Genomic DNA, 26,366 nt, shown 5'->3' with positions numbered 1-26,366 from the left:
TGATTTAATCTAGGTTTGGGGATTTTATCTCTAACATAATTGGACAATGATCGCTTCCTAATATGTCGGAGCGGACGTGGGAGTCAATTAAAAGGTCCTTCATTCGTTCAGAGACTATAAAGTAATCAATTCTCCATCCTATATTTCGCTCACGGATCGTTTTCATATAGGACCACCATGTATAGATGTCATCTTTATCCGGATAGAAATAACGAAGCGTATCAATAAATCCAGAGTCTAATAAACGCGTCATTTTTCCACGCTCTTCGGTAGTAAATCCAGAGTTACCATGATTTGTTTTATGATTTTTTAAATCAATTTCCTGGTGTGCCACGTTTAAATCCCCACAATATATAATTGGCTTTTTCTCGTCCAATTGTTTTAAATAATGGTATAGTTCATCTTCCCATTCCAAACGATAGTCTAATCTAGTTAGATCTCTTTTGGAGTTCGGTGTATATACATTGACTAAATAAAAGGTATCGAATTCTAATGTAATGATTCTACCTTCCTTTTCTGTTTCCTTTGTACCAACGCTATAGGTTACAGACAACGGCTTTTGTTTAGTAAAAACAGCTGTTCCCGAATACCCTTTTCTTTCAGCGTAATTCCAATATTGATGATAACCTTCTAATTCAAGGTTAATTTGTCCATCTTGTAGTTTTATTTCCTGTACACAGAAGATGTCTGCATCGACTTTATGAAAATAATCTAAGAATCCTTTTCGCACACAGGCACGTAATCCGTTTACGTTCCATGATACTATTTTCATTAATAAACTCTCCTTTGCCTTGCAAAAAATCAAGCTATTAGAGGTTGTTCAAAAAGTCCGGTGAAAATGACATAGGGAGAGCGTTGCAACAAATCTTTACGGTGGGACAAGTAATCGAAGTCCCAGGACATTACGCATTTAGCCGACCTCGTTCCTTTTCATCCTCCTTTTTGAACATGCACTATTAGACATTTTATCACAAATAAGCATGAAACAATGAAGGTAAAACAGCGAATAGGGTCTAATTTTGTTGAGAAAATATTACCAGGGAAATATTATGTCGAAATAAAATATTTTATTTGAAATTGTATTGACAGCTACGATGTATTAATCATATAATACACAGGAGGCTGTATTAATCGGATAATACATTATTAATATTTTTTTACAAAAGGTGTATTAAGGTGGTAATACACTAAAACTAAAACATACTTAGGAGATGTTTTTATGAAATTTAACAAAAGGGATCCTGTTTATATTCAAGTCGTTCGGCATTTTAAGGAACAAATTGCAACAGGTCATTACGAGCCAGGACAGGAAATCCCATCTAGAAGAGAAATAGCAAATCAATTAAAGATTAATCCTAACACAGCGCAACGTGCGTATAAAGAAATGGAGGAAGCTGGTTTGATTTTTACAGAGGGAAATAGTCCAAGTAGGATTACGAACAATGAAGAAGTAATTGGCCAAATGCGAAACGAAATAATTTTAGAGGCTATTGAAAATTTCGTAGCAGCCATTAAGCCGATTAATGCCTCATTTGATGAAGTAGTTGGATTATTGAAAGAGAAATACGTAGAAGAATAGGGGGGAAGAAATATGATCGAGGTAAAAGATATCAAGAAAAACTTTGGGCTTAAGAAAGTACTTAAAGGAGTTTCATTTACTGCAAATAAGGGAGAAATCACGTGCTTAATTGGTATCAATGGTGCGGGGAAAACAACGATTATGAATGCCATTATGAATCTCACCCCAATAAAAGGTGGGGAAATATTAATAGACGGCGAAAGACTAACAAAAGAAAGTTATGAAAAGATAACCTTTATTCCTGATGCCATTACTATGCTTCCACAAATGAAGATAGGTGAAGCGTTACAGTTTATGAAGGACTTTTATAAAAGCTGGAATGAAGAACGTGCTAAAGAATTACTTTCGTTTTTCCGTTTGAAAGAGGAAGAGAAAATATCGAGTTTATCAAAAGGGAATACAGCGAAGGTTAATCTGTTACTAGGTCTTGGACTTGATGTGGACTATTTATTAATGGATGAGCCTTTCTCAGGAATTGATATTTTTAGTAGGGAACAGATTGCGGAAGTATTCACCAGTCATCTGGTAGAAGATCGTGGGGTTATCATTACAACACATGAAATTAATGACATTGAACATTTAATTGATAGGGCTGTCCTTCTTGACGATGGAATTGTATTAAGGGATTTTCGTACAGAAGAAGTTCGGGAATTGGAAGGGAAGTCCGTCGTGGATGTCATGAGGGAGGTTTATCAGAAATGAAAAACTATGTAAAGTTAGTTGATTTCGAGTTGAAGCGGTTTATGAAAATCTATTTAGCTTTAATTGGGATTGTTATCATTTCGCAAATAGTTGGTGTGATTGTGGAATCTAACCAATTTATGAACCTGGCAAATGGTGAGATGTTAGATGGATCTATGAACTTAGCCCAATTTTTAGAAACGTATTGGCCGTTAACCATGTCTCGCATCCTGTTTTCTAGATGGTTTATCTTACCTGTGGGATTGAGTGCAGCAGCTTTAATCTTTTATTGCTTCTTTATTTGGTACCGAGATTGGTTTGGAAAAAACACGTTTATCTATCGTTTATTAATGCTACCGACAGCAAGAATTAACATTTTGTTGGCAAAAGCAAGTGCTATTTTCTTAATGGTCTTAGGTTTAGTAAGCATTCAATTAATCCTTCTTCCAATTGAGAATATCATATTTCAGACAATTGTTCCCTTTGATTTGCGGGTGGATATGACTATAAGGGAGATAGTTAATGGTTCTGGGTACTACGGATATTTACAAATACTTCTACCTACTAGCATTGTTCAATTTTTCATTAATTACGGAATTGGTTTTATGACGGTATTTACGTTGTTTACTGCCATTCTCTTTGAAAGAAGCTATCGTATAAAAGGAATTATCTTCGGTGTAGCGTACTGTATTTTTGCATTAGTTATCTTTTTATCACCATTTATCATAGAAGTGTTTTCTGAATTTGGCTATTTTTATCCAGAGGAATTATTCATTATAGAAGTTATTTTAGGCATTATTGTAACAGGAATTTCGATTTGGGTTAGTCATTATCTTCTAAATCGGAAAGTAACGGTTTAAAGGAGGGCGAGAAACATGCGTTATTGGAAAGTAATTGTACTTGCGGCAATTGTTATCTTAGGTATTGGAACCTATTATATTCAAAATGCCTTTGCTAGTCCTGATTATCCAGAATTTCATTTAGAGAAGGTAAGTGGCGATGAGGGTGTCGTGGACGGCTTAATATTTATGGGAAGCTACATTGACAACTACAAAGAGTTTGGGGAAGATGTTAGGATTACACCTGAAGATACGATTTATCAAAGTGAACGTTCTTATTTTGATAATATGACGGAAGGTTTTCAGGACTCAACGATAAAAAGATTACAATCAGATTATCGGAAATTCATGCGTGGAAAAAATGAAAGTTCATCATCCTTTTTTGAAGATGATAAAAGGTTAATCTATGCAGATACATTCGGTAAAGAATCTGACGAAGGTTTTAAAATTGAAATGTTAGATAAAGAAACAAATGAAACAACAGATTTCCAAGTGGAGATACCTGAAAATAATATCAACTATTTGAATGTGGTGGATGTTCAAGCGGATGAAAAGGACGTTTTTATCACTACACGAAACTTCTATACCCATGATCCAAATAAACCAGAAACAGAAGAGGGTTACCATGTTTACCGTATTAATATAGAGAATGGGTCTCTTATTGATGATGAAGTCATCTTTGAAAATAAAACAGATCATTCCGATAAAGGATGGACTGAGTTGGTTGAAGTAAATAATGATACAGATATTGGAAAGGAAGATTATTTTGTCTTCCGATTGGACCATATAAAAGAAGTCGGTGAATATGATGAATACGATGATTACGAAACATATTATAAAACAGAGAGTTCCGATTTCTTTGCTTATCATTTTGGAACAAATGAATTAAAAGAGCTGAAAATACCGGATGAAGGATTAGGCGCGGACAAAACAGCTTATGTTCACGAAGGGGCGGTTTACTTCTTAAATAAAACGAAAAGCGGATTTGAGTTAATTCGTTATCAAATGGATAATGGGGAGCTGAATACGACTGAAGTTCCAACTACATTAGATTTATATGATGGTAATATATTTATCGTTTTCCATGATGGAAAAATGTATATCCCTAATTCAAGTTTAGAAGGTTCCACCGCTAATTTATTTGTGTTAGACGAAAAGACTGGAAAGTTAGTTTATGAAGGGAAAATGAGCGCAGACAGAGAATTGGAAAATGTATTTTTAGATTTAAATGAACTAGCTTTTGAATAAAGAAAATGTGGTTGGTTAGGGACCAACCACATTTTCGTATATTTTATCGATTTTTTGTTCGAATAAATCCATGTGAACGATTCGTGCTTCTCTTATATACTCTTTCCCATTAACAAAGAGTAACAGTACCGGGGCTGTAAAAATATTAAATCGACCCACAATTTCTTCTACTGTATCTACATTAACATGTCCTAATGCAATGTTTGGGTATTTTTCCATCAATGCTTGTACTTGTGGAAGAAGTCCGTGACAAACGCTACAGTTGTTTTTTGAAATATATATAAAGGATAACTTGGAGTTTTGAATAAAGGTATCGACCGTTTCTAAACTAGTTAAATCTTCAAATTCTCTCATTTCGTTCACCTCTTTTGAATTTAGTATATCAGCCCATGCGTTTGAAAGAAAATTGTACGTATACCTTAGGGGAAGCAAACTATACGAGCTATTTTTAAATGAATATACATATAGTACATCTAGACAAGAATTTGTTTAGAGTGTAATTTCCTTTGATCCATGATTCGTTCTCATATTGGGGAGGCCAAAATTTGTTTGGCTTTCCCATTTTTTTATGGTTGTAAAAAGATAAAAATACTTTCCAAAACTTGACCGGCGTCAATTTCTTTCTCCTTCATATAGTTTAAGCTAGAACTAGAAAGAAGGAAAAGGAAAGGTGAAGTCTTATGATATTAAAGATAAACAAGTTTAAAAATCAGATTACAGCCATTGCGGGATTCCTATTGGTATTAGCGTTAGTTGCACATTTTTCAGGTTTAACGGATGTAAAACAAGTAGCATTACTGATAGCGACAGTGATTGCGGGTATTCCAATTTTTCTAAAGGCGTTTCAAGCATTGCGAATGAAGGCGTTTAGTATTGAATTACTTGTCACAATTGCCGTCATTGGTGCACTGTTTATCGGTGAATATGTCGAGTCTGCGGTGGTGACATTCTTATTTTTATTCGGTGACTATCTCGAAGCACGAACATTACAGAAAACACGTTCATCCTTAAAGGACCTAATCGATATGGCACCTCAAGAAGCGGTTGTTTTAAGAAATGGGGAAGAGGTAACAGTTGAAATGAATGCGGTAGAGGTAGGGGATCACGTTATTATTCGCTCTGGTGGGAAGGTACCAGTTGATGGAAGTATTATTTCTGGGCAAGCTTCTTTAAATGAAGCGGCAGTTACCGGGGAATCTGTGCCAAAGACGAAAAGGAAGGATGATAAGGTCTTTAGTGGAACGATTGTGGATAGTGGATACATGGAAATGGTAGCGGAAAAGGTTGGGGAGGACACAACGTTTGCTAAAATCATTGAGCTTGTGGAGGAGGCACAAGATTCTAAATCGAAAACAGAGAAGTTCCTTGATAAGTTCGCCAATGTGTATACTCCAACAGTAGTTGTTCTATCTGTACTTGTGTATCTCATCACAAGAGACTTACACATAGCTATTACTTTCCTAGTAGTTGCTTGTCCAGGTGCCTTAGTCATTGGTGCCCCAGTATCTAACGTAGCAGGAATCGGAAATGGCGCGAAACATGGCGTTCTTGTAAAAGGTGGAGAAGTAATGGATATATTCTCTAAAGTAGACACCATTGTATTTGATAAAACTGGTACATTAACAAAAGGGAAACCAGAAGTAACAGATATTAAAGTGTTCGGTGAGTATAAGGAAGAGGATGTATTACGATTGGTCGCTCAAGCTGAAACGGCTTCAGAACATCATTTAGGTAGAACAATCGTAAAAGAAGCGAATGATAGAGGAATGGAACTTTTCATGAAACCAACAGATGTTGAAGTCATGAAAGGTAATGGTATTCAAGCAACGGTAGAAGGCCATCATTTATCCATCGGAAATAGAAAATTAATGAATGCAGATGGGATCCATATGGTGGAGGAAGTATGCGCGTATGCCATAGAACGGGAGAAATTAGGAAATACAGCTATCTTTGTGGCCATTGACGGAAAAATTGCTGGAATCTTTTCCATTGCTGACCAAATTCGAGAAGATGCAGTAGAAGCACTAGCCGAGATGCGTGAAAATGGAATTAAGAAGATGATTATGCTTACAGGTGATAACAAACATACAGCAGAATTAGTTGCCGAAACATTAGGGTTAGATGAATTCCATGCTGAATTACTACCAGAAAACAAAGTGGAAATGCTTATGAAGTTAAAAGCGGAAGGTCATGTTGTTGCAATGGCTGGAGATGGAATTAATGATGCACCTGCAATTGCTACAGCAGATATAGGTTTAGCGATGGGTGAAGGCGGTACAGATGTATCAATGGAAACTGCCGATGTTGTCTTAATGGCGGATCAACTTATGCAATTCTCTCATGCATACGCTTTATCCAAAGCTACGATTCGTAACATGAAACAAAACACGTTTTTCGCAGTAGGAACTGTGTTTGTCCTATTAGCTGGGGTATTAGCAGGTTCCATCCATTTAGCCTCAGGAATGTTCATTCATGAGGCAAGTGTTCTACTAGTCATTTTAAATGCAATGCGTCTTATTCGTTTTAATCATGGAAATAGGAAGGGGGGAAGAAAAGTTCCAGTTGCAGAAGTTTAAGATAAAATTGTTAAAACTTGACCTAGGTCAAAGAAAAGAAACAAAAGGGATTTTATAATAAAGGTAGAACAAAACAAAGGAGAGATTTATAATGAAAACAATAAAATTCCAATTAGAACCACTAACTTGTCCATCTTGTATTAAAAAGATTGAAACAAAACTTGGTAAAATGGATGGTGTAGAAGAAGCGAAAGTTATGTTTAACTCAAGCAAGGTGAAAGCAACGTTTAACGAGCAGGAAGTAAAAGCGGAGGAAATGAAAGAGGTAATTGAAAAATTAGGATATCCTGTTCTAAATTAAAAAGAGGCCAATAAGGGCCTCTTCATTTTTAACTAAAAGATCTGCTTTTCTTCTTGATTTTCAATGCCCTTCATATATTTAATTCGATTTTGCTTGGAGGAATTACTAACTTGTTCATCCGCATGATAGGAAGAACGAACAAGTGGGCCGGATTCACAATGTTTAAATCCTTTTTCAAGTGCAATTTCTTTTAATTCGGCAAATTCATCTGGATGATAATAGCGTTCCACATTTAAATGTTTTTTGGTTGGTTGTAGGTATTGACCGATTGTCATAATATCCACGTCATGTGCTCGTAAATCATCCATTGCTTCGATGATTTCCTCTTTGGTTTCACCTAAACCTACCATTATACTAGATTTGGTTGGTATGTCTGGTGCAATCTCCTTCACACGCTGTAATAACTGTAAGGAACGATCATACTTGGCAATAGCGCGAACTTTCTTTGTTAATCTGCGAACGGTTTCTATATTATGATTAAAAATATCCGGCTTACTATCCATTAAGGTATGTAGGCTCTCATAATCACCTTTCATATCGGAAGGTAATACCTCAATCGTACAGCCAGGATTTGCGTTTCGAATGGCACGAACGGTGTTGGCAAATACAGCGGCGCCTCCATCATCTAAATCGTCTCGAGCTACAGCGGTTACAACGACGTGCTTTAATCCCATTATTTTAACAGAATCTGCAACCCGCTTCGGTTCTCCTAAATCTAATCCACTAGGTAGACCGGTTTTGACCGCACAGAACCTACAACCGCGTGTGCAGGTATCACCTAAGATCATAAATGTTGCTGTTTGTCTTTCACTCCAACATTCATGAATATTCGGGCATCTTGCTTCCTCACAAACAGTGTTTAGACTTTTCTCACGCATTAACTTCTTTAATCCAGTATAGGACTTATTCGTGTTTAATTTAATCTTTAACCATTCAGGTTTACGGAGATATTCCTCTTGTTTAGACACTTTTAATAGACTCCTTTAGTAATCGATGATAATTCCAATCCTCTGAACGATATTTAGTCTCTGCTAGATGATGTACTTCTTCCCATTGTTGTTTTGATAATTCAAAAGGACGGAAAGTAACGTTTAATCCATGTTGAAATCCTTGATAGAATGCATCCTTCACTTCGTCAAATGATTTCTGTTTATTTGTTAGTTGGTCGATAGTGATAGCTTTGCTTTGGAAAGCATCACGTCTACGTTGTTTTATTTTTTCAGATGGGAAACGGAATAAATCATAGAGCATCTTGATATCGAGACTCATTGGTATGGACCCATGCTGCAGTAGAACACCCTTCTTCCTTGTTTGCGCATTACCTGATAACTTTTTCCCATCTACTACCATTTCGTAAAATGCGGCCTTTTCAAAACATACAGCTGTCTTTTCTTTCATGGCGCTTCTATCGGGCATGGCATAATCAACCGTGATTCCTAGATTCTTGAAACCTTCATAAAGCCCTTTTGATAGGACGTGGTAGGCTTCTTTAATAGAGGTTGGAATTTCTGGGTGATCCTCTGAAACTACAATACTGTAAGTCAATTCATTATCATGTAGTACAGCGCTTCCTCCGGTTAGACGACGAACAAATTGGCAATGATAGCTATTTACATTGTCGAAATGGATTGATTTATGTACTTTTTGAAACTGACCAGCCGATAAAGTAGGATGTGACCAACCGTAAAAGCGTAATGTTGGCGGAATTTTACCCTCACTATGCCAGTTTAATAGGGATTCATCCATTGCCATATTAACTGCTGCATCCTGATGCCCACTGTCTAAAAAGAACCATTCTTCTTGCAAAAATTACCCCTCCTCTTAAATCAAAAAGACTGCACTCCAAAAAAGAGTGCAGTCTTTTGTACAATAGATGTATCTTACATCTAAAATCCTTTTGGCTGCACTTCCCCACGCTAGTATTATCCATATCGGGTTCAAAGGGTTTAAGCAATAGGGTATTGCTATTCTCAGCGACAAAGGCTCCCCTAGTGATTATTATATTACAAATTCATCATACCAATTGGTAAATCCTGGGTAAAGTAAATTGCTTTCTTAAAATGTTATGCATGAATACTAGTTTGAATGCTTCCTTGGATTAAATTTTTCACTTCGTTGTTTTTTCCTTGGTGTAAGAGGTCAACAATTTTACTACCAACGATAACCCCATCACAGTGAGAACTTAACTCATGCGCTTGTTCCACAGTAGATACACCAAATCCTGCTAATACAGGAACGGTACTATATTTCTTTAGGTTTTCTAAATAGCTTTTTACATTGTCGCCATGGGAACTTCTAGCGCCCGTAGTCCCCATTACGGCTACAGCATAAAGGAAACCTTCTGATTTACTTGCGATTTCTTTTAATCGTTCCTCTGGACTAGTCATAGCAGCAAGGCGAATAAATGCTATTTTCTCATTTTTTAAGTGGGTTGCAATCGGGCCTTCTTCTTCCATTGGGACATCTGGGATAATGATACCGTCTACCCCAGAATCCGCACAGTCCTTAGCAAACTGTTCCATTCCATAACGATAGATTGGGTTTACGTAGGTCATTAAAATAATCGGAATGGAGCGGTCTACCTTCGTTGACTTCAGAAATTCTAAAATGGATGCTAATGATGTACCATTAGCTAAAGCACGAATTCCAGCTTCTTGTATGGTTGGACCATCAGCGATTGGATCGGAAAAAGGAATGCCTAATTCAATGGCGGAAGCTCCACTTTCCTGTAAAAAGTTAATACGTTCTTCTAATAGATCTAATCCGCCATCACCAGCCATGATATAAGGAACAAACAAATTTTGGTTGGCTGCCTGTTTTTGTTGTAATGCCTGTTCTAGTTTTTGTCTCCCCATCTTATTCTGCCTCCAATCTAGCTTTTACTTGTTCCACGTCTTTGTCCCCACGACCAGAAAGACAGATTACTAGTGTTTCTTTAGAAGTCATTTCTTTTGCTAGTTTCATTGCAAGTGCAACAGCATGAGAGCTTTCTAAAGCTGGGATAATACCTTCTGTTTTCGATAAGAATTGAAATGCCTCTAGTGCTTCCTCGTCTGTAATTGGTTTGTATGTTGCTCGTTTTGTAACGTGTAAATGGCTGTGTTCTGGTCCGATTCCTGGATAATCCAATCCTGCTGAAATAGAGAAGGCTTCTTTTACTTGCCCGTTTTCATCCTGTAATAGATGAGACAACGTACCGTGAAAGATTCCAAGTTTTCCTTTGGTTAAAGATGCGGCGTGATCCTTTGTCTCGACACCTAAACCTGCAGCTTCTGCTCCATATAATTTTACTTCTTCGTCTTCAATAAATGGGTGAAACATGCCGATGGAATTACTTCCACCACCAACACAGGCTACGACAGCGTCAGGTAACTTCCCAGTTTGTTCGATGATTTGGAGCTTTGTTTCCTTACCTATAACGGATTGAAGGTCACGAACCATTTTAGGGAATGGGTGTGGTCCAACGGCCGATCCAAGAATATAGTGCGTATCATTCACATGACTAGCCCAATAACGTAGGGCTTCATTGGTTGCATCTTTCAATGTTGAGCTTCCCTGAGAGACACTACGCACCTCGGCACCTAATAGTTCCATACGAAATACATTAAGCTTCTGGCGTTTCATGTCTTCAGCACCCATGAATACGATACAATCAAGACCTAGAAGAGCACAAACGGTAGCAGTTGCCACTCCATGTTGCCCAGCACCGGTCTCTGCAACCACTTTTTTCTTACCCATTCTTATAGTTAGTAACGCCTGACCAATTGTGTTATTGATTTTATGCGCCCCAGTATGATTAAGGTCTTCCCGTTTTAAAAAGATTTTTGGACCACCTAGTTGTTTGGATAATTGTTCCGCGTAGTATAATGGTGTTTCTCTTCCTATATATTGTTTTAAATAGTAATCCAGTTCCTCTGTAAAGGAAGGATCAACCATAGCTTCCTCGTAAGCTTTTTCTAATTCTATTAATGCGGGCATTAATAATTCTGGTACAAACTGTCCTCCAAATTCTCCGTATCTTCCTTTATTATCAGGCATGGTGTACGTTGTCAATGTTCTCATCCTTTCTTGTTTGTTTAGCTATTTGGATAAATTGCTTTATTTTTTTATGATCCTTCACGCCATCTGTTTCAACGCCACTAGATACATCGACGCCTGCTGGGTTAATTGTAGTAATAGCTTCTCGAACGTTTTCAGTGTTTAGTCCACCTGCAAGCAGAATTTTACTGGAATCAATCGTAAGTTGATGAACTAATTCCCAATCAAATGTCTTTCCGTTTCCGCCTCGGTATTTACCTTTAGGACTATCTAATAGGTAAAAATCACAAGGATAATCAGAAATCGTAGAGACAGTTTCGGGTTCCATGGCAAAGGCCTTAATGACTTTATAAGGAATCCTTCGGGCGATATCAGGTGTTTCATCCCCATGTAATTGGATATAATCTAATCCAACCGTTTCGGCGATTTCTATCATTTTATCAATGGATTCATTTACGAATACGCCAACTTTTTTCACGTGATCTGGAATGGTTTCAGCAATTTTGGTAGCTTCTTCCGGTTCTATCTTCCGCTTACTTTTGGCAAAAACGAAGCCAATTAAATTTGCCCCATTTTCTACGGCAACCTCAGCAGCTGCTTTGGTCTGAATACCACATATCTTAACGAGCATGAATCATTTAGCTCCTTTCAATAGAAGGGGAACCTTTAATTCTCGGAAGGCCTCATCGATATCATCCGCTAGCATAAGTGTTTCTCCGACTAAAATTACCTTTGCACCAGCATCTCTAGCACGAATGACATCTTGCTGTGTTTTCATGCCACTTTCGCTGATTAGGATAGTGTCAGGATTTGTTACCATGGATGCTAGTTTTTCTGTAGTAGCTATATTAACGTCAAATGTCTTTAAGTTTCGGTTATTAATCCCGATAATCTCGGGATTTAATTTCAAGGCACGTTCCATTTCTTCTTCATTATGCACTTCAACGAGAATCTCCAAATCTAGGTTCTTTGCATAGTGATAAAGTTTTTCTAAATTTGTATCATCAAGTGCAGCGACAATTAGAAGGATAATATTCGCACCTGCTGCTTTAGCGCGGTCAATTTGAATCGAATCGATTATAAAGTCCTTACACAAAATAGGTAGGTTAACTGCCTTCCTTACTTCACGTAGATCCTCCATCGTTCCATTAAAAAATGCTGGATCGGTTAAAACAGAAATAGCTGAAGCTCCGGATGCTTCGTATTGTTTTGCTTGTTGAACAGGGTTTACCTCCATCTTAATGTTTCCCTTAGAAGGGGAGGACCGTTTAATTTCTGAGATGATACACATGGAATGAGATGATTGAACTTTTTCTTTTAATGAAATAGTAGAATCATAATCAATTGGTTCAAACGTTTGATTGAAATACTGTTTTATTTCCGTTTCTTTTTCTTTTAGGATTTTATCTAGAATAGTCAATTAATACACCCCGCTTGGAATTTTCTTACTATACTCGATTAGTTTTTCTAATTTCTCTAAAGCAGCTCCTGATTCAATACTTTCTCTTGCTAGTTCAATACCATCTTGGATTGTTTCGGCTTTTCCGTTTGTAAAAATACCGAGTCCTGCATTGAGAAGGATCGTGTCATAATAAGCACCTTTTTTTCCTTGTAACACACTTAATAAAATGTCTGCATTTTGTTTAGCGTCTCCACCCATGATTTCCTCTTTCGTATAGGTTGGTAATCCAACACTCTCAGGAGTTAAGGTGAGTTCTTCTATATGACCTTCATTTAAGAATATAAGGTTGTTTTTCCCGGATAATGTCGCTTCATCTACGTTTCCAGCGCCATTAATAACAACAGCGCGACGGCGTCCTAATTTTTTCAACGACTCGGCAAGAACGGGTAATAAGGCTTTGTTGTATACACCTAAGAGCTGCGTATCTAATGGAATTGGATTGGTTAATGGGCCAATGATATTAAAAACAGTTCGGATACCTAAGTCTTTTCGCACTTTCGTAAATGGTCTTAATGCTCCATGGACATTTGGTGCAAATAGAAATGCAATTTTATTCTCATGGAGTAATTCCTCCACATGGTCCTTGGATAAGCTTAGGGAGACACCTAATGCTTCTAAAACGTCCGCACTTCCAGATTTACTTGTAATACTCCGGTTTCCGTGCTTAGCAACCGTAATTCCAGCACCAGCTAGAACAAAAGCAGATGTGGTACTTATATTGAAGCTGAACGATTTGTCACCACCTGTCCCGCAATTATCTATGGCATCAGGGATTGGTGTGGTATGAAATGTTGACTTGGACCGAATAACTTCTACAATACCTGCAATCTCTTCCGCGGTTTCTCCTTTACTGTGTAAAGCCGTTAAAAGTGCGGCAATTTCTGAATAGGTAACGGTATCGGTTAAACAATATTCTGTTACTTCTTTCATTTCATCAAATGTTAAATCTACTCGGTTAATTAACTTTTCTAAATAGCTTTTCATTGAATACGCTCCTTTCTTATTTCCTTTAAAAAGTTTAGAATCATTGTTTTCCCTGTTGTCGTACCAATAGATTCAGGATGAAATTGTACGCCAAAAACAGGATATTCTTTATGTGCAATCGCCATTATCTCATCGTCTTCCATAGAGGCAGAAACCACCTCTAATTCAGCTGGAAGTTCATTAGAAACGTAGGAATGATATCGCATGACCTCTAAAGGATCAGGTAGTTGGTTAAAAATACCTTTTCCATTGTGGGTGATTAGCGATGTTTTTCCATGTTTTATTTCTTTTGCCTGTCTTAATGAACCACCAAAGGCTTCCGTGATTGCCTGATGACCTAAACAAATGCCGAGAATAGGAATCTGTTTGTAAAAGTGTTGGATAATTTCTATGCAATTCCCAGCTTGTTTAGGTAAACCTGGGCCAGGAGAAATGACAATAGCCTCAGGATTCATCTTCTCAATCTCATTTACTGTAATGACATCATTTCTAACCACGTTTACTTCGACATCAGCTTCACAAAAATACTGGTATAAGTTATAAGTAAAGGAATCATAGTTATCCATTAACAAAATCATACTTATCTACCTCCATTAAGGATCTGGCTTTATTTAATGTTTCTTCATATTCCGTTTCCGGGTTCGAGTCAAATACGATTCCTGCCCCAGCTTGAAGGTAAGCCTTGTTGTCTTTTACAATAAGCGAACGAATGGCAAGTGCTATATTAATGTCATGATTAAAGTTGATAAAGCCGATACCACCTGCATATGCCCCGCGTTTTTTCTCTTCTAATTCGTTAATAATTTGCATGGCGCGGATTTTAGGTGCTCCAGAAACGGTGCCTGCCGGTAAACATGAAATCAATGCATCGATACTAGAATAATTTGCTTTCAATTTTCCTTTCACTTCAGAAACAATGTGCATGACATGTTGGTATTTTTCGATGGTCATATAAGTAGGTATCGAAATTGTACCCGTTTCACAGACGCGCCCAAGATCATTTCGGCTCAAGTCTACCAACATTTTGTGTTCCGCAATTTCCTTTTCATCCTCAAGTAGTTCTTTCATTAATGCCAAATCTTCTTGAGCTGTTTTCCCACGTACCCTTGTTCCAGCTATGGGGTTTGTTATAATTTCGTCACCTTGTGTTTGCACAAGGCTTTCTGGTGAAGCACCTAAGAGTAGGTAGTCCTTAAAGTCAATGTAAAACATATAGGGGGACGGATTTGCTTCTCTTAATTTTTGATAAAATAGAAAAGCATCTCCTTCCACATCTGCAACTAAACGTTGGGACAATACGACTTGAAAAATATCTCCTTTTTGGATGTGCTCTTTTGCTTTGTTTACATTTTCCATAAAAGCTTCTTTAGAAATTTCTGGCGTGAAATTCATTGATGCATTATTAGGTACCTTATTACTGCCTTTCCTTTCTATACTTTTCTTTAATTTTTCTAAACGCTTATCTAGTACAATCTCAGCCTCATCTTTGATGTTAATCGTAATAAGATAGATTGCATCGCTATTATGGTCATAGACAATGATATTTTGAAAAAGCATAAAATGAATATCCGGCATGTTACGATCGTCTGGTAAGGTTTCACCAATGTCTTCAAACTGACGGATGGCATCATATCCGGTGTATCCAACCGCTCCACCATAAAAGGGGAGGGGGATAGGGAAATCTAATTTTGGTAGATGATTTTTTAAATAGATTAAGGCATTCTGTGTTATTACCTCTTGTGAATGTGAATCATGATTGATTACAGTTGTTTTATCGTGATATCCGATAATTTCTTCGTAAGGATTTGCTCCGATAAATGAATACTTTCCTTTTCTTTCATGTGGAAAGGTGCTCTCTAGTAAAAATTTCTTTTTCCCCGTTAATTTTCTGTAAATATCAGTAGGTGTTAAGGAATTGGCTTGTAATTTCGTTAATTTATAAGTTGGTGTACTCAATTTAGTCATTCCTTTCGTTAAAATAAAAGTCCTCAGGTAAACAAAACAATTTGTAATGTTTACCTGAGGACGAATTTGGTCGCGGTGCCACCCCAGTTGAAAAGATGTTATCTTTTCCACTTTTTCCGTTAACGTCGGAATCACGTGTTTCCCTACTTGAAAATGAACATTCACTTTATTTCAGGAAACCTCTCATAAGTCCATTCAGCAAAGATCGTGTACTGGATTTCCACCATCACCAGTTCTCTGTTTCACGATGATTTTGCTTACTACTCTTATTCAACGATTTTATTATTTAATAGTTTTTTTAAAATACAAAAAGGCCCCTCATCCTTAAAGGACGAGGGACCGCGGTACCACCTTTATTAGCTAAGTAGCTCAACTTTAGCAATACAAAGTTAAAATAATAACTTTTGTATTGTCTCGGGTAACGATGAGACGAAATCGCCAAAGCCTACTACAATCGATCGGTTCGGTTTGGAAGCTCGGAAGCCCATTCATCTACGTAATCACACTGGTTCGCACCATCCACCAGCTCTCTTAAGTGTCAGCATAGATTACTCTTCTTCGTCATTGCTTAGTCATTTAATTGATTGTGCTAATCTTAAAATAAATTATCTCAATTGTCAATAGTTATTTGAAAATTCCTTATGCGTAATTTTTTATCTCTGATCATTTATTTATCCCCAAACTTTATCCACAGATTGTGTTTCCCCTGTGGATAATGTTGTTAACCCTTTTTGTAAGAGAGGAGTGTTATGAACAATTTTATGTGCATAACCATATTGATTTCTGTGGATAATGTGCATAACTATAATACCCTATTTAATTGTGGATAAAAAAATAAAGCTGAAACAACACTCAGCTTTATTTTCTTAAATCGTTAAACCGAATAAACTTTTCATCTAATGAGATTCTTTCTTTCTTTTCTGGTGCCTGGTCAAAATATCCTAAATGAATAAATCCTACAATTTTTTCATTATCCTTCACATGAAGCAGTTCCTTTACCTTTGGATCATAGATATGTGGATTTGTTTTCCAAACTACACCAAGTTGTTTTTCCCAAGCTAATAACCAGAAATTTTGAATCATGGACGCGATTGCGCCAAAGTTTTCATCTCTTGTTTTTTCGATATCGGAATCTTCCATAATAGCAACAAGGATGGCGTTTGGCTCATTTAAATAATCTTCACGATTTTGTCTTCGCTCTTCAGGATATGTCGAAGCCACTTTTTTAGAGAAGTCAGGCAATTCATCTGCACCAACGAAAATAAATCGCCAAGGCTGGCGCATTCCATGAGTAGGTGCCCACATTGCAGAGTCTAATAAGTCTCGAACAACTTCTTCAGTTACTTCTTTATCTGTATAACCTTTTTTAATTGCACGGCGTTCACGAATGATATGAAGTAAGGAATTTTCTTTCTCCATTTGGTTTCCCCCTAGATAGTTATTAACCATAAATTTTACTTAAATACAGTACGAAAAGCAAATGATGCCGTTCTATAAACATGCTATTATCTATATATTAATTTTTTAGGAGAAATGTGATAAGAATCACAGCTTTGTTTATCGTCTTTTATTGTAAAATAGACATAGGCAGGGGGGAGATTAATGACGTTCTATGAATTTCTTGTATTTATCCATATTTTTTCTGCTATTTTAGGCATGGGTCCTGGTTTTGTAATGACCTTTGTGGTGACAAGCTCAAACCCTAGTAATATGACAGAATTAAGACAGTCATTTGCCATCCGAAATAAATTGCATATTTTAACTATGGTAGGAGGGACATTACTTCTTATTACGGGAATATGGATGGGAATTTTGAATACATATTGGTTTTCACAAGGATGGTATATAACTAGTTTGTTCCTATTTTTGGTTGCACTAGCATTTGGACCAACTTTACTTAAATCAAGATCCAAACCTTTAAAAAAGCTACTTCGGGATTATAGAGGGGAGGATATTCCTGTAGAATATTATCAACTATCCAAAAGGCTTTTCTTTGTAGAACATATTGAAAATATTATTTTTCTTATTATTATTGCGTTGATGATATTAAAGCCGTTTTAAAGGGAGAAAGAGAAAAAACAGCAATTTGTTCTTTTGTGAGAGTGTAGGAAATGAATATAATAATATTGCCCTTGCAGATGTCTGTAGTGCGGCCTAAAAAAGTTTACCTGACCATTTAATAGATACATAAAGGAAGAGCCACTCCGTTGAGGGGCTGATATCCTGGAGTGATTGCTGATATCCTTATATATCAGCAAAGATCTTCAGTAGGATATCGGTACTCGTGCACCATATATCAGCAAACGCTAGCAGAATATCAGTACACGTGCACCATATATCAGCAAACGCTGGTGGGATATCAGTACAGTGCACCATATATCAGTAAACGCAGGCAGGATATCAGTACACGTGCACGATATATCAGCAAACGCAGGCGGGATATCAGTACTCATGCATTACATATCAGCATCCGCTGGCTAGATGCCTCTTTATGTTATCCAATACCATCTACGGATATTTCTTAACCTGTCTTTTTGTAGGGGATTAATGTGAAAGTTATGTTTCGTCTTTTTTCCAATTATATGGTTTCTGGAGCCATTGCACAAAAATAAATAGTAACATTGCAAAAATAGAGGATCCGATATTTTCCACCCATTGTATTGTGTCATTAAAAATAAATTGTTTTATTGTTAAAAAGAGAAAAACGCTGATAAGTACAGTAATATTGTAAATCATTATTATTTCACTCTCTTTCATTTAAAGGTTAATTACTTTATTACTTAACGGGGTACTCATTTAACTTTATCATATAAGTAATTAGAGTGAAAAGTTAGTATATTAATTTGAAAAAGTACATATTTTTAACATAGACCTCACCTGAAAATAAAATAATAAAATCAGGTGAGGTCTATTTATTGAGGTGATTTATATGAGAAGGATAATGAGGTTTTCAATAATTCTTACTTCACTATTTTTTATTACTGTATTAGTGTTTAATTTAAACAAAACTGAAACTGTCTCTTCATTAACAGAAAGTGGGGATAATTATTTATACATAAATTTTGTAGATAAACAATTAAATCAAATATTTTATCAATATGATCTAAACAAAAAGACAAATAAGGAATTACTTAGAGAAAAAATAACAGAGTATCCGACTGCAACCTATTCTAAATCAAATAATGAAGTGTTTTTTACACAATTTTGGATTTAGAAAAGAAAGAAATCTATAAATGGGACAATAAAAATAACGACATATCGGTGCGGATGATGGATTATAACCCTAACAATAAACAACTACGGGTAGTTACGAATTCAGTAAAAGAAGAGTATGAAAAAATTGATCAAGCTAATAAAAAGGGGGTTGACCCTGTACCACCTGTTTTTACTTTTTCTATCTATAATATAAATGGGCAAAAAGTAAAGGATATAACAACTAGCAATACCTTCCTTACAGGTGCATCTCTATCTTCGGATGGAAAGAGCATACTGATTAGTTATTTTAATAATCACGAAGAGTTAATTTCCCATGTAGCAACAATTGATATAGCAACCGATAAAGTAACCGTGCTCTTAAAAGACTCAGAAATAGGTATACGAGAACCTGAATATAACAAAGATAAAAGTGGATTTTATTTCTTATCTGACCTAGATAAAGGAATAGTACTTAGTGATGAGGACCCTAATAAAGTAACTATAAACTTCTACGATATTAGAAAAAAGGAAATTACACAAATCTGGTCTTAAGTCGATGGTGATGTTGTGAATTTTGCTGTGGAAAACCAATAATTAAAGATCAATTTGGAAATAGTAAAGAAAAAATCCTGTTCAATTGAGCAGGATTTAATTCTTTAATATATATTCTTCTAACGTTAAATTATTTTCCATGATTTCTTTTGCGGCTTTTTCGCCAACATATCGTAAGTGCCAAGGTTCATATTGATATTTTGTAATATCTTCTTTTCCTTCAGGGTAGCGGATAATAAAGCCATATTCTGCAGCATGTTCCTTTATCCATTTACCTTCAGGTGTTTCACCAAATTCGATAATTAAATCAAAGTTAACCTCTGGACTAGTAACATCCATCGTTAGTCCGGATTGATGTTCACTTTCTCCAGGTCGTGCACTAAATATATTCGCTTCTTTTTCACCATCTTTTTCTACATTGGAAGCAAAAATGGCCTTCTGTCGATCATAGGAACGATAACCGGATTGAGCATATAGCTCTAGTTCCTCTTTTTCAGCTGCTTTAAACATTTTTTCTAAAGCATCAGCAGCCACTTTGCGCATTTGTTTCTTTGGTAGTTCTTCTGTAAAAGGAAAACGAACATTTGGTGTTACTAAGTCTTCAGGTTCATAGCTTTCCGGTAATGCAAATTCTTTATTAACAACAGCCAACACATCATATGGATTGGATAAAATTTTCGCATCTGACTCATCTGAAGTGGCTTCCTCGGCAAAAGGTAATCCTTTACCAGGTTCCACCGATTTATCTTCTTTTAAAAATTGGTTCATCATTTGTTCCGTGTCTTCATCATAAACTCCAGTGGCCATTAATTCTTCATTTTGTAATTGGAAGTCTGTAATTGCCCAAGTGGTAGTTTCGTCATAGATACCGTTCACTTCTAAATCATACCCAACTTTGTTTAAAGCTTGTTGAAGAAGTTTCACCTGTTTACCTTCATCCATCTTTTGGAGAAAAGCATCCGGAGCAGACGTGATATTATTTGTTGATGTTTCAACAGCCTCATTATCCTTCTTGCTATTAGGATTTGTACTAGAAGTAGAAGAGCATGCGGAAAGAAAAACAACTACTATAATAGAGAATAATAAAGCTTTGTTTTTAAACATGATAACTTCCCCTTTAAAAAAATAAGTTTCACTCTATTTTCTCACAGAAAGGGGAGTGCAACAATAGTGAATAAAAATCTCGGAATATTTTAGTAAAAGGCAAAAGTGCAAGCGCCCTTATAGGCTAAGAACGCAACGTCCTGTTGCAACGCCTGTACTCACACATCCTTTGCTTCGTAGCGATGTGTGGAGTATTGCGATTCTTGTTTCTCCTTCCTTCATAGGCAACAATCATATCAATTAAATAGTGAGTTATGTTAAAATGTTGTAATTATTAATAAGAGGAGATTGATTCATGATATCAAAGAAATTAAATGAAAATAATATCCGAATAAATATTTCTCGAACAATAATTACATTAGCTCTGATTTTTAGCATATATACTTTCTTTGGCAAGGAACAAATTGGAGCTAAGTTGCTTTCGGTTGGTGGTTTTATTGGATTCCTGTTTTTATTAATTATGTCATTTAAGTCGTCATCAAAATCAAAAGGGCAAAAATGAATTTAATGGAAATTACTTCTAAAAAGGTGGAAAATCCCTTTTCTTAATTATGTAAAAGTACCTTATTTTCAAATTCAAGAAAAATAGTAAGGCTCCCTACAAGGGGGTCAGCCTTAGGCAGAAGTAATCCACCAGAGCCGTTAACTCAAGGGTGGATTATTTTTTTGGTTAAATGACAGTACTGCAACATTCAAACTTGAAAAAGCTACAGCGAACATCCAAATCGAATCACTCGATTAATTTCTTTCCTCAAATAATCTACATATCTCAACAATAACCTTTGTAGCCTTTTCCATATTATCTATAGAAATATATTCGTATTTACCGTGGAAGTTTTCCCCGCCGGTAAAAATATTTGGAGTTGGGAGTCCCATGTAGGAAAGCTGAGAACCATCTGTACCACCACGAACCGGTTCGATAATCGGTTTGATATTTAAATTTTTCATGGCATCTTCAGCTAAGTCAACAATTTCTTTGACTGGTTCAATTTTGTCGCGCATATTATAGTATTGATCTTTTAATTCTAAAGAAACGCTGTCCTCACCGTGTTTTTCTTTGATTTCTTGAACATAGGATTTAACTGTCTTTTTACGCGCTTCAAATTTGTTTCGGTCATGATCACGAATGATATAGTACACTTCGGTATGTTCCACATCACCATTAATGGATATAAGGTGGTAAAAACCTTCGTAGCCTTCTGTGTATTCAGGAGCTTCTTTTTCCGGAAACTTCTTAATGAAATCGGCAGCAAGCTTAGCGGAATTTATCATTTTATTTTTCGCTGTTCCGGGATGGACGTTATTTCCTTTAAATGTAACCTTAGCACTCGCTGCGTTAAAGCTTTCGTATTGTAATTCCCCTAATGGTCCTCCATCGATTGTGTATGCAAAGGCGGCATCAAATCGTGGAACATTGAATTTATGAGGCCCTCTGCCAATTTCCTCATCCGGGGTAAAAGCAATACGAATTCTTCCATGTTCTATTTCTGGATGTTGGATTAAATAATTCATCGCGGTCATAATCTCAGCTATTCCCGCTTTATTATCTGCTCCTAAGAGAGTTGTGCCGTCCGTAGTTATTAACGTATGACCTTTATAACTAGGTAATTCTGGAAATTCTTTTGCGGATAACACGACGTTTTTTTCTTTATTTAAAACGATATCCTCGCCGTCAAAGTTTTCGATGACTTGGGGTTTTACGTCTTTGCCTGTAAAATCTGTAGCCGTATCAACATGTGCTAAAAATCCAATCGTTGGAATATTTTTATTCGTGTTAGAAGGGAGCGTTGCCATTAAATAACCATTTTCATCAATTTCGACTTCTGTCATTCCGATATTCTTCAATTCCTCAGACAATAATTCTGCAAGTTTTAATTGGCCGGGTGTAGATGGAGTTGTGTTTGAATTTTCATTAGATTGGGTATCCACTTTTACATAGGAAGTAAATCGTTTGATCAATTCATCTTTCATTTTCTTAGCTCCTTTATTTAGATTCTTATTCGTATCATATCAAAGTTGGAAATCATTTTGAAATAATGAAGGAAATACATTTCATTTGTCGTATACATAGAAAGAGATTAATTGGAGGGATCACTATGTCATTTTTAATTGGTGTTGATGAACTAAAAGAAAGAATGATAAATAAAACGGAAAGTACTGTCATTGTGGATGTACGTTTCGTGTTAACGGATCCAGATGCTGGAAGAAAATTGTATTTAAATGAGCATATTCCCGGTGCAGTTTATTTGGACCTGAATCGCGATCTAGCTAGCAAAGCTGCAAAGCACGGTGGTGCACACCCACTCCCAGACATGGAATTGTTTGCAGCTAAAATGGGGAATATTGGTATTGGTCACGAAACTACGGTCGTTATATATGATGAAGAAAATGACATGTTTGCAGCAAGAATGTGGTGGTTGTTACATTATCTAGGACATGAAAAAGCATATATTTTAGAAGGTGGTTATAAGAAATGGGTTGAAGAGGGGAATCCTGTAACTGCGGAACTTCCTTCATTAAAAAGAAAACAGTTTGAGCCCAAAATTCGTAGTAACGAAGTAGTCTCCATGAAGGATGTAAAAGAGAGGGTAGAAAACAAGAAAGCAATTTTAATTGACTCACGAGATAAGGAAAGGTATTTAGGTATTAGGGAACCGCTATATAGCAAAGCAGGTCATATTCCCGGCGCAGTAAATTATTTTTGGAAAGACGTTCTTAATTCCGATGGTTCATGGAAAAACAAAGAACAGCTCGCTAAACATTTTTCATCTTTACCAAAGGATAAGGAAATTATTGTTTCCTGCGGTTCAGGTGTCTCGGCTTGTCCCAATATCGTAGCGCTTAAGTCCCTTGGTTATGAAAATATTAAATTATATCCAGGTAGTTTTAGTGATTGGATTTCTTATGATGAAAATGACATTGAATTGGATGAGAGCACGTTGTGACGCATATCCGCAATTTTGTTAATCGATGGTAACCACCGATGAGTAGCGGAACAAAACAATAATGCGCTAGTCCCGCTACTCAAACGAGTGAATTCGATACCGACCTTTTTCAAAATCCAAAATAGGGATTACTTCTTAATGATAATCGAATTTGGTATGATTAATATATCTTAATTAGGAAGGGAGTAAATAATATGATAGATGTTACATTAAATAATGGTCTTAAAATGCCGCAATTGGGATTTGGAGTTTGGAAAATTCCAGATGAAGAAGCGACCGTTGCTGTAGAAAATGCATTCAAAGCGGGATACCGTTCTATCGATACTGCTAAAGTTTATGGAAATGAAGTGGGGGTAGGCAAAGCGATTGCTAATAGTAGCATTCCAAGAGAAGAATTATTTATAACAACGAAGGTTTGGAATACTGATCATGGATACGAAAATACACTTAAGGCATTTGATGCAAGCCTTGAAAGATTAGGCCTTGATTATGTTGATTTGTATTTAATACATTGGCCAACACCGAAGTTTGATCAATACGTTGAGACGTATCAAGCACTTGAAAAGCTCTATAAGGATGGTCGTGTGAAAGCGATTGGTGTTTGTAATTTTGATATAGAGCATTTAGAGCGTATTTTAAATGAGTGTGAAGTTGTTCCGGTTATCAATCAGGTCGAATGCCATCCATACTTACAACAAAAAGAATTGAAAGCATTTTGTGAACAACATCAAATTAAATTAGAAGCATATAGCCCACTTATGAATGGACGAGATATTCTACAAGATGAAGTAATCCAAGGGCTTGCGGAGCAATATGGTAAGACACCTGCGCAAATCATCTTGCGCTGGCACTTACAAACAGGTGCCGTTGTGATACCGAAATCTGTTACGCCTTCTCGGATTGAGGAAAATATCAATGTGTTTGACTTTGAATTGACCGAATCTGATATGGGTAAAATTGCAGAGTTAGATAGAAATCTTAGAATTAATAAAAACCCTAGTGAATTTAATGATAGATAAGATAAATACCAGATGGACGTAAAGTTTCATCTGGTATTTTAAATGCCTTCCACATCTTTAAGTTACTGAAAAAAACTCTTCACCGCTTCTTCGTACTCCCAAAAGTAATCAGGAATATCCTCTTTATCCAATCCAACATACATATTTTTAACGATCGATTCGTTGTACCATTTTTGTTTTTCATAACCAGCATTAAAATTCTTCCAAATTCGATCACCTTGTTCTTGTAAATCTGTTTCAAGACCGAGTAAATTATCTAATTTATCTGCTACAATGAGATATTTTACCTCCTTACTGGCGGCTTTAACCGTATCAATTGTATGTTGCTTGCGCTCTTGCCAAGGTTTCGTTTTGTCTTCTGTGTGGGCTGCGACTAACTGTGCAACCACTGGACCGAATGCCTTTTCGATATCATTTATCGTATAGGGAGTGTCTTCCGCTACATCATGGAGGAATCCGGCGCATATTAGTTCATCATTAAAGCCCGCTTCCTGCAATCTTTTAGCTACTCTTATTGGATGTGTAACATAGGGGGTATCAGAATTTTTGCGTTTTTGATCTTTGTGCGCATTTATAGCGAATGTTTTTGCCTTTTCAATCAAATGAAACACTCCCTTGTAAGATGATTTTATATTTAGTATATAGTAATCATAAGAAAAGTCCTATTTTCTTTCAATTTTTTTCGTTAATGGGTAAACTAATATCAACTACTATTATACATAATGTGGAGGTACCTATCAGTATGGAAAGAGGCATAAACCAAAGGAAGACCGAGCATATTCGCTTATGTTTGACGAGGGATGTGGAAGGGGTTAACAAATCTACAGGCCTTGAGGGAATTGATTTTATACATAATGCGTTACCAGAAATTAACTTTCATGATATCGAAATAAATACGAGCTTTTTGGGAAAAGATCTAAGAACGCCATTTTTAGTTAGTTCGATGACAGGTGGTTCGGAATTAGCTACGATCATCAATCAGAATCTTGCTCGTGCTGCTGCGGAAAAAGGTTGGACTATGGCAATCGGATCTACTAGAGCAATGCTTGAGAGCAACGCACATAAAGAATCCTTTCTCATAAAAGAATATGCACCAAATGTACCACTCATTGTAAATTTAGGTGCAGTGCAATTAAATTATGGGTATGGAGCGGAAGAGGCACAGCGAATTGTGGATTTAACGAATGCAGATTCCATTGTCCTTCATTTAAATAGTTTGCAGGAGGTTGTACAAGATGGGGGAGACCTCAACTTTGAAAATCTACTTCCTAAAATTGAGGAACTTTGCAAAGTAGTAAACGTTCCAGTTGGGGCAAAAGAAGTCGGATTTGGTATTGATGGAACGGTAGCGGAAAAACTATATAATGCGGGTATTTCCTATATTGACGTTGCAGGCGCTGGTGGAACATCTTGGAGCCAAGTTGAAAAATTACGTTCTAAAGATCCACTAAGAAGAGCGGCTGCAGAAGCATTTAATAGCTGGGGAATTCCGACAAAGGATTGTATCGTTTCCGTTCGAAGTAAATTACCAAGTGTTCCACTAGTCTCAAGCGGTGGAATGAAAACAGGAGTGGATGCTGCTAAGGCTATTACGATAGGAGCGGATATTATTGGTTTTGCCCGCCACTTATTGAAATCTGCTACGGAATCAACGGAAAAAGTGTTGGAAACAATGGAACAAATTGAAATGGAATTAAAAATGACTATGTTCGGTATCGGTGTGAAAAACTTGGATGATTTAAAGAATACGAAGCGTGTTCAAATTATGGGTAAATCTTTATTAGATGAATAAATAGGATAGGCTATGTGTAAAATAGTTCTCGGGGATTTGAAACAAAATTCTAGAAAAAAAAGAAAAGGCGCTCTATCATAAATGTA

Annotated in this window: 28 protein-coding genes, 1 riboswitch and 2 other annotated features; of the genes, 13 read left to right on the top strand and 15 right to left on the bottom strand. The window is 36.4% G+C overall.

The features are described from left to right. Positions 1-4: 4 nt before the first annotated feature. The gene (locus KM885_RS10590; RefSeq protein WP_047185593.1) at positions 5-772 is read right to left on the bottom strand and encodes an exodeoxyribonuclease III; all 768 of its coding nucleotides are present in this window, start codon (positions 770-772) and stop codon (positions 5-7) included. A gap of 447 nt (positions 773-1,219) precedes the next feature. Between KM885_RS10590 and KM885_RS10585 the strand changes: the two genes are divergently transcribed. Genes KM885_RS10585 through KM885_RS10570 form a run of 4 tightly spaced genes read left to right on the top strand, consistent with a single transcriptional unit; the run spans position 1,220 to position 4,347 of the window. Then, positions 1,220-1,579 carry a GntR family transcriptional regulator gene (locus tag KM885_RS10585; RefSeq protein ID WP_047185592.1) on the top strand — a complete coding sequence of 120 codons (360 nt, stop codon included), beginning with the start codon at positions 1,220-1,222 and terminating at the stop codon, positions 1,577-1,579. 12 nt (positions 1,580-1,591) lie between these two features. Continuing rightward, positions 1,592-2,281, top strand: coding sequence for an ATP-binding cassette domain-containing protein (locus tag KM885_RS10580; protein WP_060667801.1), 690 nt, complete (start codon positions 1,592-1,594; stop codon positions 2,279-2,281). Then, a complete protein-coding gene (locus KM885_RS10575; protein ID WP_047185590.1) occupies positions 2,278-3,120 on the top strand; it encodes a hypothetical protein in 843 nt (280 codons plus the stop codon). Before KM885_RS10580 ends, KM885_RS10575 begins: the two co-directional genes overlap by 4 nt. A gap of 15 nt (positions 3,121-3,135) precedes the next feature. Then, positions 3,136-4,347 carry a hypothetical protein gene (locus KM885_RS10570; protein ID WP_060667802.1) on the top strand — a complete coding sequence of 404 codons (1,212 nt, stop codon included), beginning with the start codon at positions 3,136-3,138 and terminating at the stop codon, positions 4,345-4,347. A 15-nt stretch (positions 4,348-4,362) separates the two neighbouring features. Here the strand turns inward: KM885_RS10570 and KM885_RS10565 are convergent, their stop codons facing one another. Beyond that, positions 4,363-4,701, bottom strand: a complete 339-nt coding sequence (locus KM885_RS10565; RefSeq protein WP_060667803.1) for a thioredoxin family protein — start codon at positions 4,699-4,701, stop codon at positions 4,363-4,365. 326 nt (positions 4,702-5,027) lie between these two features. Between KM885_RS10565 and KM885_RS10560 the strand changes: the two genes are divergently transcribed. Both KM885_RS10560 and KM885_RS10555 read left to right on the top strand, forming a co-directional pair. Further along, complete coding sequence (locus KM885_RS10560) at positions 5,028-6,923, top strand: heavy metal translocating P-type ATPase (RefSeq protein WP_216883942.1); 1,896 nt, start codon at positions 5,028-5,030, stop codon at positions 6,921-6,923. Between the two features lie 91 nt (positions 6,924-7,014). Continuing rightward, positions 7,015-7,224, top strand: coding sequence for a heavy-metal-associated domain-containing protein (locus KM885_RS10555; protein WP_047185586.1), 210 nt, complete (start codon positions 7,015-7,017; stop codon positions 7,222-7,224). Between the two features lie 32 nt (positions 7,225-7,256). Here the strand turns inward: KM885_RS10555 and lipA are convergent, their stop codons facing one another. The 10 genes from lipA to KM885_RS10505 all read right to left on the bottom strand — a co-directional run bounded on the left by lipA (position 7,257) and on the right by KM885_RS10505 (position 17,092). Further along, positions 7,257-8,192, bottom strand: coding sequence for a lipoyl synthase (gene lipA / locus KM885_RS10550; RefSeq protein ID WP_047185585.1), 936 nt, complete (start codon positions 8,190-8,192; stop codon positions 7,257-7,259). Further along, positions 8,185-9,030, bottom strand: coding sequence for a lipoate--protein ligase family protein (locus KM885_RS10545; RefSeq protein ID WP_379566292.1), 846 nt, complete (start codon positions 9,028-9,030; stop codon positions 8,185-8,187). The genes lipA and KM885_RS10545 overlap by 8 nt, the downstream gene beginning before the upstream one ends. An 85-nt stretch (positions 9,031-9,115) precedes the next feature. Next, positions 9,116-9,224, bottom strand: a riboswitch (TPP riboswitch). A gap of 63 nt (positions 9,225-9,287) precedes the next feature. Continuing rightward, positions 9,288-10,079, bottom strand: a complete 792-nt coding sequence (trpA, locus tag KM885_RS10540; protein ID WP_047185584.1) for a tryptophan synthase subunit alpha — start codon at positions 10,077-10,079, stop codon at positions 9,288-9,290. Between the two features lies 1 nt (position 10,080). Then, a complete protein-coding gene (trpB, locus tag KM885_RS10535) occupies positions 10,081-11,277 on the bottom strand; it encodes a tryptophan synthase subunit beta (protein ID WP_204798285.1) in 1,197 nt (398 codons plus the stop codon). Beyond that, positions 11,255-11,893 (bottom strand): phosphoribosylanthranilate isomerase, encoded by a 639-nt coding sequence (locus tag KM885_RS10530; protein ID WP_047185582.1) that lies wholly within the window; start codon positions 11,891-11,893, stop codon positions 11,255-11,257. The genes trpB and KM885_RS10530 overlap by 23 nt, the downstream gene beginning before the upstream one ends. A gap of 3 nt (positions 11,894-11,896) precedes the next feature. Beyond that, positions 11,897-12,682 carry an indole-3-glycerol phosphate synthase TrpC gene (trpC, locus tag KM885_RS10525; RefSeq protein WP_047185581.1) on the bottom strand — a complete coding sequence of 262 codons (786 nt, stop codon included), beginning with the start codon at positions 12,680-12,682 and terminating at the stop codon, positions 11,897-11,899. Continuing rightward, a complete protein-coding gene (trpD, locus tag KM885_RS10520) occupies positions 12,683-13,708 on the bottom strand; it encodes an anthranilate phosphoribosyltransferase (RefSeq protein WP_204798284.1) in 1,026 nt (341 codons plus the stop codon). Next, positions 13,705-14,286, bottom strand: coding sequence for an anthranilate synthase component II (locus KM885_RS10515; RefSeq protein WP_204798283.1), 582 nt, complete (start codon positions 14,284-14,286; stop codon positions 13,705-13,707). The genes trpD and KM885_RS10515 overlap by 4 nt, the downstream gene beginning before the upstream one ends. After that, on the bottom strand, positions 14,267-15,673 hold the full coding sequence (trpE, locus tag KM885_RS10510) for an anthranilate synthase component I (RefSeq protein WP_047185636.1): 1,407 nt from the start codon (positions 15,671-15,673) through the stop codon (positions 14,267-14,269). Before trpE ends, KM885_RS10515 begins: the two co-directional genes overlap by 20 nt. 53 nt (positions 15,674-15,726) lie before the next feature. Next, positions 15,727-15,956 (bottom strand) — a binding site (T-box leader). A gap of 41 nt (positions 15,957-15,997) precedes the next feature. Further along, positions 15,998-16,247, bottom strand: a binding site (T-box leader). A gap of 284 nt (positions 16,248-16,531) precedes the next feature. Next, positions 16,532-17,092, bottom strand: coding sequence for a nitroreductase family protein (locus KM885_RS10505; protein ID WP_204798282.1), 561 nt, complete (start codon positions 17,090-17,092; stop codon positions 16,532-16,534). Between the two features lie 183 nt (positions 17,093-17,275). Between KM885_RS10505 and KM885_RS10500 the strand changes: the two genes are divergently transcribed. The 3 genes from KM885_RS10500 (at position 17,276) to KM885_RS10490 (ending at position 19,420) form a co-directional block, all read left to right on the top strand. Then, the gene (locus KM885_RS10500) at positions 17,276-17,734 is read left to right on the top strand and encodes a DUF2269 family protein (RefSeq protein WP_204798281.1); all 459 of its coding nucleotides are present in this window, start codon (positions 17,276-17,278) and stop codon (positions 17,732-17,734) included. Between the two features lie 880 nt (positions 17,735-18,614). Further along, entirely contained in the window at positions 18,615-18,887 is a 273-nt protein-coding gene (locus KM885_RS10495) for a hypothetical protein (protein ID WP_204798280.1), read from the top strand. Further along, entirely contained in the window at positions 18,878-19,420 is a 543-nt protein-coding gene (locus KM885_RS10490) for a TolB-like translocation protein (protein ID WP_204798279.1), read from the top strand. Before KM885_RS10495 ends, KM885_RS10490 begins: the two co-directional genes overlap by 10 nt. A gap of 96 nt (positions 19,421-19,516) precedes the next feature. Here the strand turns inward: KM885_RS10490 and KM885_RS10485 are convergent, their stop codons facing one another. Beyond that, on the bottom strand, positions 19,517-20,524 hold the full coding sequence (locus tag KM885_RS10485) for a D-alanyl-D-alanine carboxypeptidase family protein (RefSeq protein WP_204798278.1): 1,008 nt from the start codon (positions 20,522-20,524) through the stop codon (positions 19,517-19,519). 295 nt (positions 20,525-20,819) lie between these two features. Between KM885_RS10485 and KM885_RS10480 the strand changes: the two genes are divergently transcribed. Next, on the top strand, positions 20,820-21,026 hold the full coding sequence (locus KM885_RS10480; RefSeq protein WP_047184930.1) for a hypothetical protein: 207 nt from the start codon (positions 20,820-20,822) through the stop codon (positions 21,024-21,026). Between the two features lie 236 nt (positions 21,027-21,262). Here KM885_RS10480 and pepT read toward each other — a convergent pair whose 3' ends face one another. Beyond that, positions 21,263-22,495 carry a peptidase T gene (pepT, locus tag KM885_RS10475; RefSeq protein ID WP_204798277.1) on the bottom strand — a complete coding sequence of 411 codons (1,233 nt, stop codon included), beginning with the start codon at positions 22,493-22,495 and terminating at the stop codon, positions 21,263-21,265. Positions 22,496-22,620: 125 nt separating this feature from the next. Here pepT and KM885_RS10470 point away from each other — a divergent pair, with 125 nt between their 5' ends. After that, the gene (locus KM885_RS10470) at positions 22,621-23,469 is read left to right on the top strand and encodes a sulfurtransferase (protein ID WP_216883941.1); all 849 of its coding nucleotides are present in this window, start codon (positions 22,621-22,623) and stop codon (positions 23,467-23,469) included. Between the two features lie 194 nt (positions 23,470-23,663). Next, positions 23,664-24,488, top strand: coding sequence for an aldo/keto reductase (locus KM885_RS10465; RefSeq protein ID WP_216883940.1), 825 nt, complete (start codon positions 23,664-23,666; stop codon positions 24,486-24,488). Between the two features lie 62 nt (positions 24,489-24,550). Here KM885_RS10465 and KM885_RS10460 read toward each other — a convergent pair whose 3' ends face one another. Beyond that, positions 24,551-25,090: an HD domain-containing protein gene (locus KM885_RS10460; RefSeq protein WP_047184934.1), complete on the bottom strand. Its 540-nt coding sequence runs from the start codon at positions 25,088-25,090 to the stop codon at positions 24,551-24,553. Positions 25,091-25,230: 140 nt separating this feature from the next. Between KM885_RS10460 and fni the strand changes: the two genes are divergently transcribed. Continuing rightward, entirely contained in the window at positions 25,231-26,280 is a 1,050-nt protein-coding gene (gene fni, locus KM885_RS10455) for a type 2 isopentenyl-diphosphate Delta-isomerase (RefSeq protein WP_216883939.1), read from the top strand. Positions 26,281-26,366: the final 86 nt, after the last annotated feature.

Origin of the sequence: Oceanobacillus caeni, from assembly GCF_019037185.1 — a bacterium.
GTDB classification, from domain to species: domain Bacteria; phylum Bacillota; class Bacilli; order Bacillales; family Amphibacillaceae; genus Oceanobacillus; species Oceanobacillus caeni.
The sequence above is the reverse complement of the archived record's forward strand: the minus strand, read 5'-3'. Positions and strand labels throughout refer to the sequence as shown.

Coding starts and splice junctions, on each gene's coding strand:
- KM885_RS10590 (WP_047185593.1), bottom strand. CDS start 772: ATGAAAATAGTATCATGGAACGTAAACGGATTACGTGCCTGTGTGCGA.
- KM885_RS10585 (WP_047185592.1), top strand. CDS start 1,220: ATGAAATTTAACAAAAGGGATCCTGTTTATATTCAAGTCGTTCGGCAT.
- KM885_RS10580 (WP_060667801.1), top strand. CDS start 1,592: ATGATCGAGGTAAAAGATATCAAGAAAAACTTTGGGCTTAAGAAAGTA.
- KM885_RS10575 (WP_047185590.1), top strand. CDS start 2,278: ATGAAAAACTATGTAAAGTTAGTTGATTTCGAGTTGAAGCGGTTTATG.
- KM885_RS10570 (WP_060667802.1), top strand. CDS start 3,136: ATGCGTTATTGGAAAGTAATTGTACTTGCGGCAATTGTTATCTTAGGT.
- KM885_RS10565 (WP_060667803.1), bottom strand. CDS start 4,701: ATGAGAGAATTTGAAGATTTAACTAGTTTAGAAACGGTCGATACCTTT.
- KM885_RS10560 (WP_216883942.1), top strand. CDS start 5,028: ATGATATTAAAGATAAACAAGTTTAAAAATCAGATTACAGCCATTGCG.
- KM885_RS10555 (WP_047185586.1), top strand. CDS start 7,015: ATGAAAACAATAAAATTCCAATTAGAACCACTAACTTGTCCATCTTGT.
- trpA (WP_047185584.1), bottom strand. CDS start 10,079: ATGGGGAGACAAAAACTAGAACAGGCATTACAACAAAAACAGGCAGCC.
- KM885_RS10530 (WP_047185582.1), bottom strand. CDS start 11,893: ATGCTCGTTAAGATATGTGGTATTCAGACCAAAGCAGCTGCTGAGGTT.
- trpD (WP_204798284.1), bottom strand. CDS start 13,708: ATGAAAAGCTATTTAGAAAAGTTAATTAACCGAGTAGATTTAACATTT.
- KM885_RS10515 (WP_204798283.1), bottom strand. CDS start 14,286: ATGATTTTGTTAATGGATAACTATGATTCCTTTACTTATAACTTATAC.
- trpE (WP_047185636.1), bottom strand. CDS start 15,673: ATGACTAAATTGAGTACACCAACTTATAAATTAACGAAATTACAAGCC.
- KM885_RS10505 (WP_204798282.1), bottom strand. CDS start 17,092: ATGGAGAAAGAAAATTCCTTACTTCATATCATTCGTGAACGCCGTGCA.
- KM885_RS10500 (WP_204798281.1), top strand. CDS start 17,276: ATGACGTTCTATGAATTTCTTGTATTTATCCATATTTTTTCTGCTATT.
- KM885_RS10495 (WP_204798280.1), top strand. CDS start 18,615: ATGAGGTTTTCAATAATTCTTACTTCACTATTTTTTATTACTGTATTA.
- KM885_RS10485 (WP_204798278.1), bottom strand. CDS start 20,524: ATGTTTAAAAACAAAGCTTTATTATTCTCTATTATAGTAGTTGTTTTT.
- KM885_RS10480 (WP_047184930.1), top strand. CDS start 20,820: ATGATATCAAAGAAATTAAATGAAAATAATATCCGAATAAATATTTCT.
- pepT (WP_204798277.1), bottom strand. CDS start 22,495: ATGAAAGATGAATTGATCAAACGATTTACTTCCTATGTAAAAGTGGAT.
- KM885_RS10470 (WP_216883941.1), top strand. CDS start 22,621: ATGTCATTTTTAATTGGTGTTGATGAACTAAAAGAAAGAATGATAAAT.
- KM885_RS10465 (WP_216883940.1), top strand. CDS start 23,664: ATGATAGATGTTACATTAAATAATGGTCTTAAAATGCCGCAATTGGGA.
- fni (WP_216883939.1), top strand. CDS start 25,231: ATGGAAAGAGGCATAAACCAAAGGAAGACCGAGCATATTCGCTTATGT.